13 protein-coding genes are annotated in these 15346 nt (G+C 62.9%); all 13 read right to left on the bottom strand.

Going from position 1 to position 15346, the window contains the following annotated elements; all coding sequences use genetic code 11:
• Nucleotide 1 precedes the first annotated feature (1 nt).
• A complete protein-coding gene (locus tag TO66_RS30995) occupies nt 2-142 on the bottom strand; it encodes a hypothetical protein (RefSeq protein ID WP_044465796.1) in 141 nt (46 codons plus the stop codon).
• A 95-nt stretch (nt 143-237) separates the two neighbouring features.
• Nucleotides 238-1755, bottom strand: a complete 1518-nt coding sequence (locus TO66_RS31000) for a sigma-54-dependent Fis family transcriptional regulator (protein WP_044465797.1) — start codon at nt 1753-1755, stop codon at nt 238-240.
• Between the two features lie 10 nt (nt 1756-1765).
• On the bottom strand, nt 1766-4420 hold the full coding sequence (gene tssH / locus TO66_RS31005; protein ID WP_044465798.1) for a type VI secretion system ATPase TssH: 2655 nt from the start codon (nt 4418-4420) through the stop codon (nt 1766-1768).
• Between the two features lie 11 nt (nt 4421-4431).
• Nucleotides 4432-5439 (bottom strand): type VI secretion system baseplate subunit TssG, encoded by a 1008-nt coding sequence (tssG, locus tag TO66_RS31010; RefSeq protein ID WP_044465799.1) that lies wholly within the window; start codon nt 5437-5439, stop codon nt 4432-4434.
• Complete coding sequence (gene tssF, locus TO66_RS31015; RefSeq protein WP_044465800.1) at nt 5403-7190, bottom strand: type VI secretion system baseplate subunit TssF; 1788 nt, start codon at nt 7188-7190, stop codon at nt 5403-5405. Before tssF ends, tssG begins: the two co-directional genes overlap by 37 nt.
• A 537-nt stretch (nt 7191-7727) precedes the next feature.
• On the bottom strand, nt 7728-8552 hold the full coding sequence (locus TO66_RS31025; RefSeq protein WP_227698248.1) for a hypothetical protein: 825 nt from the start codon (nt 8550-8552) through the stop codon (nt 7728-7730).
• Nucleotides 8553-8564: 12 nt separating this feature from the next.
• Nucleotides 8565-9065, bottom strand: a complete 501-nt coding sequence (locus TO66_RS31030) for a PAAR domain-containing protein (RefSeq protein ID WP_044465802.1) — start codon at nt 9063-9065, stop codon at nt 8565-8567.
• 15 nt (nt 9066-9080) lie between these two features.
• A complete protein-coding gene (gene tssE, locus TO66_RS31035) occupies nt 9081-9488 on the bottom strand; it encodes a type VI secretion system baseplate subunit TssE (protein WP_007930282.1) in 408 nt (135 codons plus the stop codon).
• Between the two features lie 14 nt (nt 9489-9502).
• Entirely contained in the window at nt 9503-10975 is a 1473-nt protein-coding gene (gene tssC / locus TO66_RS31040) for a type VI secretion system contractile sheath large subunit (protein ID WP_044465803.1), read from the bottom strand.
• A 28-nt stretch (nt 10976-11003) separates the two neighbouring features.
• The gene (gene tssB, locus TO66_RS31045) at nt 11004-11507 is read right to left on the bottom strand and encodes a type VI secretion system contractile sheath small subunit (RefSeq protein ID WP_007930286.1); all 504 of its coding nucleotides are present in this window, start codon (nt 11505-11507) and stop codon (nt 11004-11006) included.
• A gap of 33 nt (nt 11508-11540) precedes the next feature.
• Nucleotides 11541-13097 (bottom strand): type VI secretion system protein TssA, encoded by a 1557-nt coding sequence (tssA, locus tag TO66_RS31050; RefSeq protein ID WP_044465804.1) that lies wholly within the window; start codon nt 13095-13097, stop codon nt 11541-11543.
• A 631-nt stretch (nt 13098-13728) separates the two neighbouring features.
• Nucleotides 13729-14004 carry an HU family DNA-binding protein gene (locus TO66_RS31055; protein WP_003213368.1) on the bottom strand — a complete coding sequence of 92 codons (276 nt, stop codon included), beginning with the start codon at nt 14002-14004 and terminating at the stop codon, nt 13729-13731.
• 188 nt (nt 14005-14192) lie between these two features.
• Nucleotides 14193-15341, bottom strand: a complete 1149-nt coding sequence (locus TO66_RS31060) for an NAD(P)/FAD-dependent oxidoreductase (protein ID WP_044465805.1) — start codon at nt 15339-15341, stop codon at nt 14193-14195.
• Nucleotides 15342-15346 lie beyond the last annotated feature (5 nt).

The following is a 15346-nucleotide window of genomic DNA, read 5'->3' on the forward strand; positions in this document are numbered from 1 at the left end:
GTCACTTGCCGCGATTGACCGCCTGCGGATCACCCAATGGGCGATAGGTGTTGTCGTTGAATTTGTAATTGCCGCTACAGCCGCCGAGGCCGCTGAGAACGACCAGGGCCAGCAGGACGGCTTGCCAGTGACGAACAGACATCAGAGGGTCTCCATGGATAGACAATGCACAAAGCGCCGACCCTGACGGACGACGCTTAGAGAAACGAAACAGGCGCTGGGGGAAGTCATGCCGCGCTATCCCTCGAAGTCGCCAAGATTGATATTCAGCCGCCCCAGCCGGTACAGCAGCGTGCGCCTGGGCAGCCCCAGTTCGCGGGCCGCCAGGGTCTGGTTGCCGTCGTTCTTGCGCAGGCAGTCGAGCAACAGGTGACGCTCGACCTTTTCCAGGCGCTCGCGCAGGTTCAGCCCGGGCTCCTCCGGCAGCGCCTCGCTGCTCAGGGAAAAATGCTCGGCCAGCAGCTCGCCGCCCTCGCACAGCAATACCGCGCGCTCGACCAGGCCCTTGAGTTCGCGCACGTTGCCCGGGAAGGTGTAGCCCGACAGGTGATTGAGGGCGGTGTCCGACCAGCTCACCGGGTCGCGCTGCAAGAAGGCGCAGGCCTTGTCGGCGAAGTGCCGGGCCAGGGCGAGGATGTCGCCGTCGCGCTGGCGCAGGGCCGGCAGCTCGATCGGGAACTGCGCCAGGCGGTAGTACAGGTCCTCGCGGAACTTGCCTTCGCTGACCAGAACCGCCAGGTCGCGGTGGGTCGCGGCGATGATGCGCACGTCGATCTTGTGGGTGTCGTTGGAGCCCAGCGGACGGATCTCGCCCTCCTGCAACACGCGCAACAGCTTGGCCTGCAGCGACAGGGGCATGTCGCCGATCTCATCGAGCAACAGGGTGCCGCCGTTGGCCGCGTCGAACAGCCCCGGACGATCACGGTCGGCGCCGGTGAAGGCGCCCTTGCGATAGCCGAACAGCTCGCTTTCCAGCAGGTTCTCCGGGAACGCCGCGCAGTTCTGCACGATGAACGCCTGGGAGCGCCGCGGGCCGTAGTCGTGGATGGCCCGCGCCACCACTTCCTTGCCGGTGCCGGTCTCGCCGCGCAGCAATACGGTGTAGGGGCTGTGCAGCACCTTGCTGATCAGCTGGTAGGTCTGGCGCATGGCCGCGCTGTTGCCGATCAGCCCATAGCCGCTGGCACCCACCGGCGAGCTGGCCACCGGCGGCGTTTCGCCCACCGGACGACGCAGGCGTTGCAGCAGGTGCAGCTGGCCAAGCACGAACGACCCCAGTTGGCCCATGGAGTCGGCAAAGACCTGCAGGTCGACGTGCTCGCGGCTGGCACACAGCAGCAGGCCCTCGACGGCCTTTTGCGGGTTCACCAGCGGCACGCACAACAGCGATTGCCAGGGCGTGTCGCGCACGGGCAGGAAACTGGTTTCGTGCAGGCTGCCGCTCAAGCCCACCAGGCTCACCACGCGGTTTTGGCACAGGGCGAACTGCAGCAGTTGTTCACCGTTGTAATCCGCCGGCAGGCTCGCCGCTTCCCGCGGTTGCAGGAGGCCGCCCAGGCACTCGGCGCTCAGGCCCAGCCGGGTATGAGTGGCGTCCAGCAGGTACAGCTGGCTCAGCTCGCAGCCGCTGAGCCCGGCCACCCCGCGCACGAAATCGCCCAGCAGCGCGGCGCCGTCGGCCGCCCGCGACAAGCTGGCGAATTGCGCCAGCAGCGCCTCGGCGTAGATCAGCGGTTGCGGTACACGAGTGAACATCACACCCACCTCAGGCGAACTCGCAGGTCACGCTGCCGCTGCTGTCGAGCGTCGCGTGCACGCGCTTGAGGGTCTCGCCGCTGGCCATGGCGTCCAGCAGGCGGTCGGCCACCAGCGGCAGGACGTGCAAGTCGAGCAGATGGTCGATCAGGCGCGCGCCGCTTTCGCTCTGGGTGCAGCGTTCCGCCAGGTGATCCACCAGGTTCTGGCAGTGGCTGAAATCCAGCTGACGCCGGTTCAGGCGCTCGCCCAGGCGACCCAGCTTGATTTCGATCAGCTCGCGCAGTACCGGGCCGCCCACCGGGTAGTACGGCACCACGCGCATGCGCGCCAGCAGCGCTGGCTTGAAGTGCTTGCTCAGGACCGGGCGGATGGTTTCTTCCAGGGTCTCGGCGCTCGGCCGCTCGCCGTTCTCGCACAGCGCGGCGATGCGGTCGCTGGCCAGGTTCGAGGTCATCAGGATCAGGGTGTTGCGGAAGTCGATCTCGCGCCCTTCGCCGTCGTTGGCCACGCCCTTGTCGAAGATCTGATAGAACAGGTTGAGCACGTCCGGGTCGGCCTTCTCGACTTCATCGAGCAGCACCACCGAATACGGCTTCTGCCGCACCGCCTCGGTGAGCATGCCGCCTTCGCCGTAGCCGACGTAGCCGGGCGGCGCGCCGATCAGGCGCGACACGGTGTGCTTCTCCTGGAACTCGGACATGTTGATGGTGGTGATAAAGCGATCGCCGCCGTACAGCAGGTCGGCCAGGGCCAGGGCGGTTTCGGTCTTGCCGACGCCGCTCGGGCCCACCAGCAGGAACACGCCCACCGGCGCGTCCGGCTTGTTCAGGCCGGCGGCGGTGGCGCGCATCGAGCGGTCCAGGGCATGCACCGCCTGTTCCTGGCCACGGATCCGTGCGCGCAGGTCGGTGGCGAAGCTTGCCACCTTGGCGTTGTGTTCACGGGCCAGCTGCGCCAGCGGCACGCCGGTCCAGGCGCTGATCACCTCGGCCACCAGGCGCGGGCAGACTTCGAAGCTGACCAGGCGCTCCTTGGCCTGCGCCGCGGTCAGGGCGCTGTGGGTCTGGTGCAGTTCGGCTTCCAGCGCTTCGACGCTCTGGCCTTCCTCGACGTCGGCGGCGAGGGTTTCGATCACCGTGCCTTCGGCGTCTTCCTCGACGCTGATCACCGGCTCGAGCGCCGCGGCCTCGCGCGCCTTGGCCAGTTGCTGGCGCAGTTGCAACAGGCGCTCGGCCAGCTGCTTCTGCTCGGTCCACAGGCTTTCCAGGGCAACCTTTTCGCTTTCGGCCTCGTCCAGGCGCGCCTCCAGCGCCTCCAGGGCTTCCTGGTCGATCGCCAGGCCGGCTTCGGCGTCGCGGCGCAAGGCCTGGCGCTGACGACCACCCTCGGCCAGTTCACCGCGCAGGCGCTCCAGGCTTTCCGGGGCGGCAGCAAGGCTGATGCGCACCCGGGCGCAGGCGGTATCGAGCACGTCCACGGCCTTGTCCGGCAGCTGGCGGCCGGCCAGGTAGCGGGCCGAGAGTTCGGCCGCGGACACCACCGCGTCATCACGCAGGTAGATACCGTGGCTCTTCTCGTAGACCTGGGCCAGGCCACGCAGGATGGTCACCGCCTCGCTGACGGTCGGCTCGTGCAACTGTACCGGCTGGAAGCGCCGGGCCAGGGCCGGGTCTTTCTCGAAGTATTTCTTGTACTCGGCCCAGGTGGTGGCGGCGATGGTGCGCAGTTCGCCACGGGCCAGCGCCGGTTTGAGCAGGTTGGCCGCGTCGGAACCGCCGGCATTGCCACCGGCGCCGATCAGGGTGTGGGCTTCGTCGATGAACAGGATGATCGGCTTGGGCGAGGCCTTGACCTCGTCGATCACGCCCTTGAGGCGGCGCTCGAACTCACCCTTGACGCTGGCGCCGGCCTGCAACAGGCCCATGTCCAGCGCCAGCAGTTCGACGCCCTTGAGCACCTGCGGCACCTCGCCGGCGGCGATGCGCGAAGCCAGGCCTTCGACCACCGCGGTTTTACCCACGCCGGCCTCGCCGACCACGATCGGGTTGTTCTTGCGCCGCCGGGCGAGGATGTCGACCATCTGGCGGATCGCGCCGTCGCGGCACAGCACCGGGTCGAGCTTGCCCTCGCGGGCCTGCTGGGTCAGGTTGTGGGTGAAGCGCTGCAACAACGATTCACCAGGCGCGGCGGGCTTGCCGCTGGCCGGTTCTTCCTTCTGCGACAGGGCAAAGCCTTTCAAGCGTTCAATGTTGAGCTTGGCCAGCAGCGGCTGGTAACGGCTCCCGGCATAACGCAGCGGGTTGCGCAGCAGCGCGAGGATCAGCGCCGCCTGCTCGACCTGGCTCTGGCCCAGTTCGAGGTTGGCCACCAGCAAGGCGTCCTGCAGCCACTGCACCAGTTCCGGGGCGAACACCGGGTTGCGCGAGGCGCTGTGCTCGACCCGCGATTGCAGGGCCGCGCTCAGCTCGCCGGCATCCACCTCGGCGTCCTGCAGCGCACGGGCGAGCAGGCCTTGCGGGCGCTCCAGCAGGCCCAGCAACAGGTCCTCGACGAGGATCTTGCTGCCGCCCCGGGCGACACAGCGTTCGGCGGAGCTTTCCAGGTCGCGGCGGGTCTCAGCGTCCAGCGCCTGGATCAATTGCTGCAGGTCTACGTTGATCATGTCATCTGTCCTTAATGAATTTTGCTGCCCAGGGTCACCACGCCGTCCGCGCGTTCGCGGCCCAGCCAACTGGTCCACCCGAGGCGACAGGCGTTCTGCTCACCGATGCGCAGTTCGCGGATTTCTTCCTGGCGCAGGACCAGGCGAATGTCGTAGTCCAGCGGGTCACGCAGGGTGAACCGCACCAGCGCGCACAACGGCTGGTAGCCGAAACCGATCGGCAGGAATTCGTGGAAGCGTTGCCAGTCGAGCTGGCGGATATGGATGCGGAACTTGCCGCTGCGGTCGCGCACCCGCTCGCCCAGCACCAGGTCCTCGCCCAGCTGGCTGTTGGCGCGGCCCAGGCGGTTGCGCTGCTCTTCGAGAATCTCCACCCGGCGCTCGATGCATTGCTCGATCACCAGGTCCGCGTGCTTGAAGTAGTAGCGCAGCACGGCCTCGATCAGCGCCGCCGAGTGGGCGCGCAGGCTGAGCAGGCCCAGGTACGGCAGCAGGCGTTTCCAGTTCAGCTCCTTGGCCTTGCGGATGTCTTCGCCGCCCAGGCCGATCAGGGCGAACAGCTGGGCGGAGAACGGGTCGATGGCACCGCTCTTGAAGCTGGCGCGGTAGCGGTACTTGCGCCAGATCGGCAGCATCAGCCGCTGCAGGCGATGGTGGAACAGGTCGAGGAAATTGCGGGTCGGGTTGCCGTCCTCGCTGTCGCCCAGGGCCTGCTCGCCGTAGAACGCCGGCAACGGCGAACCGGAGCCGAACAGCCCGATCAGGTTGAAACGCAGGCGCGCGCGCATCTGCCCGTGCTCTTCGAAAAACTCCACGCGATCGACATCGCTGCCGGGGAAACCCAGGCTCGGGTTGGCCTGGAATTCCAGCTGGTCGTAGAGATCCTCTTCGCTCAGGCCCGGGTGCGAGTCGCGCAGCCGGTCCACTACCAGCAACACGGCCTGGAACAGCGAGTACTCGCGGATGACCCGGGTCAGCCCGCTTAGAGCAGGGGCTGAAGCCCCATGCGTGGTGTCCATTGGTACACCTCTCCCTGTGTACTTTTTACCCGCAGCTCGTGGTACGAGTTGAGACTGGCGTAAAGAGCGAAAAACTCGTTGAGAACCGAAGCGAAGACGAACATGTCGCCCTCACCGATATAGCCTTCCGGATCGATGGTCAGCTCGGTGCGCAAGCCACGCAGCGGCAGGCCCCGGTGCAGCCGGTCGACATGCTCGTGGCGGATCGACTTGAGCCCGCCCAGCAAGCGCTTGCTGACCTTTTCCAGGTGCTGGTCGTAGTACCGCGGCAGGTCGTAGGTCTCGAGGATCACCTTGAGCGCATCGACGTTGGCCAGTGACAGGTAGTTGAGCGACATGTTGCTGATCAGCTTCCACAGGAAATCGCGGTTCAGCGGCGGCGCGTAACTCGAGGTGGCCGGGGTGATATTGCGGAAGCTGAGGAACTCCGGGGTTTCCTCGCACGCCTGGTTGATCTGGCCCAGCTTGAGCCGGCGCGGCAGGTTCTGGTTGGTGCAGGTCAACTCGATGGACAGGGTTTCGTGGGCCTCGGTATGGCGGATACCGAAGCTCAGGTAGGTGTCCAGGCCGTCGTGCAGCAGCGAGGAACGCTGGCGGATGCTGTAGTGCGGGCGGCTTTGCGGCACGTCGAAACTCGGGTCGTGCTCGAAGGACTCGAACGGCACATATTCCTGGTAACCCAGGCCACCCGGCTTCCAGCCGGTCACGCCTTCCACCGAGAACACACCGCAGTTTTCCAGGTCGTACTCGGCCGGCAGCAGCAGGTATTCGTCCTGCTTGCCATCGAGGCGGATCGGCAGGGCATCGTGCTTGAACAGGTTGGCGATCGGCGTGCAGTACAGCTTCACGTTGTCCAGGGTCGGGCGCAGGCGCTGGATGCCGCTCTTGCGAATGTCGAAGCGCACTTCCAGGCCGTGCAACTGCTTGAGGGTCTCTTCCGGCAGCGCCTTGAGCAAGTCGAGGCCGTTCAGGTCGACGAACAGGAACTTGTCCTGGAAGGCGAAATACTCCTGCAGGTAGCGATAGCCGCGGAAGGTGTTCAGCGGATACGGGATCAACGCCTCCTCTTCGGCGAACCCCACCGGCTGCACGCGGTTGCCCGGCATCTTGAACGACATGGCGTCGCCGTTGACCCCGGGGAATGGCCTGCCATCCATGCCCAGCGGCACCAGCTCGATGCCTTCGAGGTTGCGCAGCAGGCTCAGGTAGAGCATCTGGCTGATGTAGCGCTCGCCGGCCAGGTGCAGGCGCAGGCGGCTCAGGTTCAGCTCGCCGAGGTGACCGTCGCAGCTCATCTCCAGGCGCAGGCTGAGCAACGCGCCATCGCCTTTCACCGAATAATTCAGCGCCGTCAGGTCCAGCGGCAGGACCTCGGTCGGATAACAGGTGCGGAAGCGGCAGCGCACCTCATCGATCGGCTCGCTCTCCACCGGCGTGTCGCGCTCCACCCGCAGGGCCGGCCCGGACTGCTTCAGCGGGTCGAACTGGAGGATGCTGAACGCCGGCAGCGGCCGCATGTAGTTGGGCCACAACAGGTGCATCAGCGAATGGCTCAGCTCCGGCAGCTCGTCGTCGAGCTTCTGCCGCAGGCGGCCGGTGAGGAAGGCGAAACCTTCGAGCAGACGCTCCACATCCGGGTCCCGCCCGGCCTGGCCGAGAAACGGCGCCAGGGCCGGACTACGCTCGGCGAAACGGCGACCCAGCTGGCGCAGCGCGGTGAGTTCGCTTTGGTAGTAGTGGTTAAAGGACACGGGTTACCTGCCTGGTAATGGATCTCACGAAAAAACCGTCCTGGAGGGCGCCGCGATGACTGGCGTCGGCCCCTTAGAAAAACTCATGGGCCACCCATGGCTCGCACCGACGAGGCTTGCGCCGCTGAAAGTTTTCGGAAAAAGCCCCGCGCAAGCCAAAGTACAAAGGCGCACAAACAACGCTCTTTCCGGCCAAATGCTTTTCACTGTGCGCTACCTTTCTGGGCACTACACCAAGTGGTGTAGTCCTGCCGGTTAAACATCGGACAATCATTCGACTTGGAAATAAACAGATAAGGACTCGACGACTCGTAAGAGAAGTAATAATAATTTTTGCGGTCTTGGCCATATATCCAGTAATTCGACGACCCCTGATTTATTTCATAAGGCTCGAATGAAAAAATCGACGATTGCGCAGGAATAAAGTTGTCGCGATCCATCAACATCATAAAAGCGTTGGAAAACAGATTCGTGGCCGCCAGCAGCACTAGAACTGCAGCGACAACAACCCATTTGCTAATCCTTGCGGGAGACCATTTATTTTTCATAGAAATACAGCCGTGCCGTCCCCGCCTTGGCTTTTTCAAGCAATGCCATGGCATCACTTGAATACTTCTCCGCTTTCGGCCCGGAACCGTTGTAACCGGCGACCACCTTTTTCAGCTGTTCCTGGGTCAACGCGCCGTGGTGACAGCGCGTACCCGTCACCCGGTCGATGAGTTCACGCAGATGGCCCGCGGCGTAGTAGAGATCGGCCTTCCAGTCGTCGCCAGGAATGCGCGTGTCTTGATCCCAGCCAAAGATGCGGTACTGAACATCTTCCGGCATGGGCTTTTTGCAGTAGTAGTTTTCGGTGTATTTCACCGAGTTCTGCAGGGTCGCCCGGCTCATGTTGGCAAAACCGCTGGAGCCGCCCGCCCCTTTGTCGGGAACGAGGTCAAAGGCCACGCTGTCGACAATCGCCAGAAACGTCGTCAGCGAGCGCTCGCCAAACTGCATGGCCTGGAGAAACTTACTGCCGTTGGGACCATTTTCCTGTTGCAGGATCAACGCCAACAAAATATGGGGAACGCCATGATAAGCAGCCGCCTGCTTTATCCAGACCCGTATTTCCGTATCGGAAAAACTTGTCTTGAGCAGTTCTTTCGTCTTCGGTACATACCACATGATCTGCAAAGGAGATGGCAGTTCTCCCGTATAACTGGGAACAGCGTCATAACCCGTCACGGTCGTCACTTCCTTTCCAGTGCAACGACAGAACTTCACTTCTATAGGCTGGGTATCGACAGTCTGCGTACTCGCACCGGCGCCGGCCTTTACATAGTCCTGTCCGTCTTTATTAAGTTTTTCGGGTTCGGCCATGAACTCCACTCCTTAATTCTCAATAAAGACTTCGATCTTTTCCGATGACTTATGCGCAGCAAGCCGATGAGTCAGACCGTGTTCATCGCTCACTCCGCTCTCCAGCGAACCATCCTGTCTGCGAATCAGATACTTGGTGTTTGCCAAGGGATTGCCCAGGCCATTCTTTAGTTGAAACTGCGCGTCAAACCCTGGAAGCACCAAAGGCAGCGGTGCCACAAACGACGCCGGCGAATGCGCATCGCCGATAAACACCGTCCCCGAACCGGCCGTGACCGTGTTGCCGTGGGTGCCCACCGAGCCGACGGTCGCCGCCGCCTTGCCATTGATCAGCACAGTGGTCGCCAGGCCGCCGGACATGGCGCCGCCACAGGCCGAGGCATCGCCCTGGCGAGCAGCCGGCAGGCTGTCGAAAAACACGTCGCCGGAGCCGGCGGCGATCGGGTTGGTGGCGTGGCCGGGGAGCGGGCAGGCGGTAGGGTCGCTGACGCGTGCTGCGGGTTTACCTGACATCGTCCTTTCCTTCCCTTAGCTGACCTTGACCTGACCGCTGCCATCCAGGCGCGCGGAAAAACTGACCTGGCGCTTGAACCCGTCCACCTCAAGCAGGCCTTCGATGTTGAAAGCCAGCTTGAGCTGATCGTGATCACGCGGCAGGGAAACGACACGCACATTGCTCAGACGCGGCTCGTAGGCTTCGATGAAGCTTTCGATGGCCAGGCGGGCCTGGCTCAGGGCATCGTGCAGGCTCAGGCGCATGTCGTTGAGATCGGGCAACCCGTAATCGGACAGCGTCTGCACGCTGCCCGCACGGGTGCTGAGCATCTTGCCCAGATGGGCAGCCACCGACGCCATGGCGGAAACCTCGCGGCTCCAGCCGACACGTTTGTCGGCCTCGCCACTCAGGCGTTCGAAAAGGCTGCCGTATCCGGTCATGACCTTGCTCCTGGTTACTCTTTGTCCAGCTTGCCAACCAGCGACAGGGTGAAGTCGGCACCCATGTACTTGAAGTGCGGGCGCACGTTCAGGCTGACGCGGTACCAGCCCGGCTCGCCTTCCACATCGCTGACGATGATCTGCGCGGCGCGCAGCGGACGACGGCCACGCACTTCGGCGCTCGGGTTTTCCTGGTCGGCGACGTACTGGCGGATCCACTTGTTGAGTTCCAGCTCGAGGTCGGTACGTTCTTTCCACGAACCGAGTTGCTCGCGCTGCAGCACCTTCAGGTAGTGAGCCAGGCGGTTGACGATCATCATGTACGGCAGCTGGGTGCCGAGCTTGTAGTTCAGCTCCGCGGCCTTGCCTTCGGCGCTGATGCCGAAGAACTTCGGCTTCTGCACCGAGCTGGCGGAGAAGAACGCCGCGTTGTCGCTGCCTTTACGCATGGTCAGGGAGATGAAGCCTTCCTCGGCCAGTTCGTATTCACGGCGGTCGCTGACCAGTACTTCGGTCGGGATCTTGGTTTCGATTTCGCCCATGCTTTCGAAGTGGTGCAGCGGCAGGTCTTCTACCGCGCCACCGCTCTGCGGGCCGATGATGTTCGGGCACCAGCGGAACTTGGCGAAGCTGTCAGTCAGCTTGGTACCGAAGGCATACGCGGTGTTGCCCCACAGGTAGTGCTCGTGGCTGTTGGCGACGGTTTCCTTGTACACGAACGATTTGACCGGGTTCTCTTCCGGGTCGTACGGGTTGCGCAGCAGGAAGCGCGGTACGGTCAGGCCGATGTAGCGCGAATCTTCGGACTGGCGGAAGCTCTGCCATTTGGCGAATTGCGGGCCTTCGAAGTGGTCCTTCAGGTCTTTCAGGTCCGGCAGGCCGGTGAAGCTTTCCAGGCCGAAGAACTTCGGACCGGCCGCAGCGATGAACGGCGCGTGGGACATGCAGGCAACGCTGGACACGTACTGCATCAGCTTCACGTCGGGCGAGCTTGGCGACATGAAGTAGTTGGCGATGATCGCGCCCACCGGCTGGCCACCGAACTGGCCGTATTCAGCGGTGTAGATGTGCTTGTACAGGCCCGACTGCATGACTTCCGGCGAGTCTTCGAAATCGTCCAGCAGGTCCTGCTTGGAGACGTTGAGGATCTCGATCTTGATGTTTTCGCGGAAGTTGGTGCGGTCCACCAGCAGTTGCAGGCCGCGCCAGGCCGACTCCAGGGACTGGAAATCTTCGTGGTGAAGGATTTCGTCCATCTGGCGGCTGAGCTTGGCATCGATCTCGGCGATCATGCGGTCGACCATGGCCTTCTTGACCGGCTCGCCGTCGTTCTGCGGCTTGAGCAGCTCTTCGATGAAGGCCGACACACCGCGCTTGGCGATGTCGTAGGCTTCGTCGTCCGGCGTCAGGCGGGTTTCGGCGATGATGCTGTCGAGAATGCTGTATTCGCCTTCATTGCTTTTCTGTTGTGCTGCACTGGTGCTCATAGTGTTGGCTTCCTTGACTGCTGGGGGCTCAGGCTTCGGTGGCTGCGGCGTTCAGGCCCAGCTCACCGAGTACGCGACCGCGCGATTCGTCGTCGGCGAGTACGCCTTCGATGGCCTTGCGGAATGCAGGGGCGTTACCCAGCGGACCCTTCAGGGCCACCAGCGCGTCGCGCAGTTCCATCAGTTTTTTCAGCTCCGGCACTTGCTCGACCAGGCTGGCCGGGTTGAAGTCCTTCATCGAGTTGACACGCAGCTTGACCGCCAGCTCTTCGGTGTCGCCCTCTTCCTGAAGACGGTTAGGCACGCTCAGCGTCAGGCTCAGCTCCTGCTTGGCCAGCACTTCGTCGAACGTCATTTTGTCGATGCTGATGGGCTTGCGGTCTTCCACCTTGCGCTCGTCCACGCGCTGGGTGTAATCACCGATTGCCAGTAGCTTCAACGGCAGTTCAATCTCTTCCTGAGCACCGCCAGTGGCGGGTTTGAAGGTGACGTTGATGCGTTCCTTGGGGGCTACCGAGCCTTCTTTGGCCATGGCTTTTCTCCTTGCGGTTGTTGGCCCTGGGGCCTATTCGAGTACCACTTCGAGGTCGAGGTGGCACAGCCTGCGATAAATCTCTTCCTTGCGTTCTCGCACTGCGTGGTTCTGCGGCAACAACTCACAGCAGCTATGCAGGAGGTGCAGCACTTCCAACGCAAGATCCGGCTCCCAGGCATGCAGGCCCGAGCTCTGTAATTCGTGATCGAGGGTTTCGAGCTGGGTCTTGGCCAGCTCGTACTTCTTGGCGATGAAGCACAGCCGCGCCAGGCTGAACTGCCAGAAGAACCGTACCCGCCCGCCATGGGCGTTTTGCAGGCCTTGCTTGAGGATCTGCACCGCGGCCTTGAGGCCGTCCTTGCGCAGGATCGGCAAGACTTCTTCGAGGGCTTCCTCCCAGGCCGGCTGGCTGGCGCTGGTCTCGACCTTGCGTGGCGCGCTGGCGCTCTGCAGGTGGGGCATGACATGGGCGCTGATCCAGGCGCGGGTAGCCGGGTCGGCGAACGGCGCACCATCGTGGAAACGCAGCTCGACCACCCCCGGCAGGCGCTGCAACAGGAGCGCGAAGTGAAACTCCACTTCGCGCATCGCCTGGTCGGCGTTCAGCCCCTGCAGGCATTCCCAGACCATGCGCTGACCATCGAACCAGAACGGCGCGCGGGTCAGGCTGGCTTCGAGCTCCACCAGCAGGTCGGCGTATTGCCCGTTGGCGAAACGCTCCTGATAGACCTTCAGCTTGTCGGCCGGCAGCCCGCGCAGAGCGGTGATCTGCTCGGCATTGCGCTCGGGAACGGCATCGATGGGCAGCCACAGCATGGTGCGGTTCAAGCGCAGGGCACGGACATCGGTGGCTTTCTGCTTGAGCCACCAGGCGCTCAGCGGGCGGGCGTTTTCCTGCAAAGCGCGCAGGGCCTTCTGCGCTTCCTTCTCGTTGTCGATCGGCGCGCCGGGGGTGAACAGCTGGGTCGCGGCTTGCTTGACCTGCGCCACCACCGCTCCTACCGCGCCAGGCTCGGGCTGGTTATCGGCGGCGCGCTGGACCATGGTCGACAACCGCCGGCAGATCGGCAGCAGCAAAGGCGCCTCGTCCCCCAGATGCTGGGTGAGCGCGGCGTCGAGTCCTTCCAGGTGTTCCACCAGGCGACGGAACAGCGGCAGTTGCTCCTTGATCGCGACGTTCTCGCCCAGCACCTGCTCGAGGCGCGGCACCAGCCAGCCGATGGCGGCGGCCCGGGTGCGCAGTTTGGCGGGGTGGATTTGCGCCCAATGCTGTTCGCACAGGTGCTGCAGCAGACCAACGCCGGCCAGCAGGCCGGCAAAGGATTCGCGCTGATACAAGGCCCAGGTGAGCCAGGCGGCAACCCGCAGATCCTTGGACTGGGTACGCAGCAGCGCTTCGCTGTTTTCGAGGATTTTCAGCCAGTCGATCTGACCGCTTTCGTGAATGGATTGGGCTTTGCCCAGCTCGCTTTCCAGGGCCTCGTATTCGCTGGAGAAGCGAACGTCCTCACCCGCAAAATTCTCTTTGGAAATAGAGACTTTAGCGAGGTCGAGGTAATGGGCGGAAAGTTTGCTTGAGTAGGACATCCATGGCCTTTTTGGTGATTACGGTCTATACGCACGCGAAACAGTCAATGCGTGCTGGACAGTATCAAAGAGCAATTGCTGCTACTCATCCGGTTGAGTCTTGCTCTTTCAAGAGCGCGCATCGTAATCAGTATGATGGCCACTAGCAAGCATCCCCTGAAACAACAAGACGAGCTGTCATAACCTGCGCGTAAGAGATCGCCCTATATATGACAGGGGGTCCCCTTAGCCCGCCAGTTGAATCCCTATTCCGACCAGAGTTACCGGAAGCCTCGTGCCAGAGCCCCGCGCAATATGAACCAGAGATTGATTCAATGATTAAGGGGCGTTCCCCGACAGTCTCGAAAAGTCCGGGTCGGGAATAATCTTAATTCTGAACTTTTATAAAAAGTTCCAAGGTAAAAATCCGAGGTAACTTCAGAAAGTGCCACTAATATGATGGCACTGACGATAGTAGTTCGTCATCCGGCTGGGTATTTTTTGAACAGTGCAATTACAACCGTGGAACTTGCCCCGTACATTCCTCTTTCTTATATGCCGAACGATCATCCATAAAAAATGGGCATCCGATTGACTCGGCCTGCCCATTTTTCAATACGGATCTCCCCACTATCCGGGGAGTTCGCAACCGTTAAGGATTGACGCTGTCTTTCAGGGACTTGCCTGGCTTGAAGGCTACGGTGTTGCTCGCCTTGATCTTCACCGGCTCGCCGGTTTGCGGATTCTTGCCGGTGCGGGCACCGCGGTGACGTTGCAGGAAGGTCCCGAAGCCGACCAGGGTGACGCTGTCTTTACGATGCAGGGCGCCGGTGATTTCTTCGAGAACGGCGTTGAGAACGCGGTTGGCCTGCTCTTTGGTCAGATCCGCTTTTTCAGCAATTGCAGCAGCGAGTTCTGGTTTACGCATAGTGAAGCCTCTTTGACGGTTTTTTGTTGTTATGTCCGTGCTGTTCTTCCGGAACAGCGCCCAAGGCGCCGCAGGCTCTACTCTGCGGCAGACGGGTGTGAGGATGGCACGCGGTTGGGAGTGGCGCCAGTCTCTGCGCGACCTTTGTAGTGGCAAACGCACGATTATTCCGACAGAACGACCAGTATTCAGGCCAACAAGCCGGGAAGCTCCTTGTTCAGGGCCAGTTTGTCCATGACGGCCGCTCCGGTCAGGGCATAACCCAGCAGGTTGCCGCTGGCGTCGCGGCACAGCGCCTTGATATCGGCGCCCTGCCCTTCGACCGTCCACACGCCTTCCAGGCCACGCGGTGGCGGCGACACCACCAGCGGGCAGACCGGGGTTTTCACGGTGATCGGCATGGCGCCATAGCTGACCGCCGTCGGGTTGCCGGCCAGGGTCTGTGCCAGCGCTCGCGCACAACTCATGAGGGGCATCACGTACAGCAGGTTCAGCCCATCGACCTCCGCGCAGTCGCCCAAGGCATAGATATTGGCGTGGGAAGTCTTGAGGTGGCGGTCCACCACGACCCCACGGTTGACCATCAGCCCCGCGGCGGCGGCCAGGTCGATCCGCGGGCGCAAGCCGATCGCTGACACCACCAGGTCGCAGGCGATGACCTGGCCATCGGACAGATGGGCCTCAAGCCCATCCGCCGTGCGCTGCAAGCGGTTGAGCACCGGCCCCAGGTGGAAGCGTGCACCCAGGCTTTCGAGCCCGGCCTGTACCGCGGCGGCCGCGGCAGGATGCAGCAGCGTCGGCATGACCTGCTCGCAAGGCGCCACCAGGTCCACTTCGTAGCCGCCCAGGATCAGGTCGTTGGCGAATTCGCAGCCGATCAGCCCGGCACCCAGCAACAGCACCCGACGCTTGCCGGCCGCGGCCGCGCGAAAGCGCGCATAGTCCTCCAGGTCGTTGATCGGGAAGATCAGTTCGCCGGCATCGCCCTGCACCGGCACGCGCAGGGTTTCCGCGCCCCAGGCCAGGATCAGGTCGCGGTAGTTCACAGCCTCCTCACCGATCCACAGGCGCTTGTGGCCCGGGTCGATGCCGCTGATGCGGGTATGGGTACGCACCTCGGCCTTCAGTTGCTCGGCCATGGCGCCGGGTTCGGCCATGCTCAGGCCGTCGGCTTCCTTGTTCTTGCCGAAGCCGGTGGACAGCATCGGCTTGGAGTAGGAACGCCCGTCATCCGCGGTAATCAGCAGCAGCGGCGTTTCGCTATCGAGCTTGCGAAACTCCCGGGCCAGGTTGTAACCGGCCAGCCCGGTGCCCACGATGACGACAGGTGCGTTCATTCCTT

Origin of the sequence: Pseudomonas sp. MRSN 12121 (genome assembly GCF_000931465.1) — a bacterium.
Classification (GTDB): Bacteria; Pseudomonadota; Gammaproteobacteria; order Pseudomonadales; family Pseudomonadaceae; genus Aquipseudomonas.

Excerpts from the sequence above, each read along its gene's own strand:
- tssG (WP_044465799.1), bottom strand. The coding sequence starts at position 5,439 with ATGGACACCACGCATGGGGCTTCAGCCCCTGCTCTAAGCGGGCTGACC.
- TO66_RS31000 (WP_044465797.1), bottom strand. The coding sequence starts at position 1,755 with ATGTTCACTCGTGTACCGCAACCGCTGATCTACGCCGAGGCGCTGCTG.
- tssC (WP_044465803.1), bottom strand. The coding sequence starts at position 10,975 with ATGAGCACCAGTGCAGCACAACAGAAAAGCAATGAAGGCGAATACAGC.
- TO66_RS30995 (WP_044465796.1), bottom strand. The coding sequence starts at position 142 with ATGTCTGTTCGTCACTGGCAAGCCGTCCTGCTGGCCCTGGTCGTTCTC.
- TO66_RS31055 (WP_003213368.1), bottom strand. The coding sequence starts at position 14,004 with ATGCGTAAACCAGAACTCGCTGCTGCAATTGCTGAAAAAGCGGATCTG.
- TO66_RS31030 (WP_044465802.1), bottom strand. The coding sequence starts at position 9,065 with ATGTCAGGTAAACCCGCAGCACGCGTCAGCGACCCTACCGCCTGCCCG.
- tssH (WP_044465798.1), bottom strand. The coding sequence starts at position 4,420 with ATGATCAACGTAGACCTGCAGCAATTGATCCAGGCGCTGGACGCTGAG.
- tssA (WP_044465804.1), bottom strand. The coding sequence starts at position 13,097 with ATGTCCTACTCAAGCAAACTTTCCGCCCATTACCTCGACCTCGCTAAA.
- TO66_RS31025 (WP_227698248.1), bottom strand. The coding sequence starts at position 8,552 with ATGGCCGAACCCGAAAAACTTAATAAAGACGGACAGGACTATGTAAAG.
- tssB (WP_007930286.1), bottom strand. The coding sequence starts at position 11,507 with ATGGCCAAAGAAGGCTCGGTAGCCCCCAAGGAACGCATCAACGTCACC.
- tssE (WP_007930282.1), bottom strand. The coding sequence starts at position 9,488 with ATGACCGGATACGGCAGCCTTTTCGAACGCCTGAGTGGCGAGGCCGAC.
- TO66_RS31060 (WP_044465805.1), bottom strand. The coding sequence starts at position 15,341 with ATGAACGCACCTGTCGTCATCGTGGGCACCGGGCTGGCCGGTTACAAC.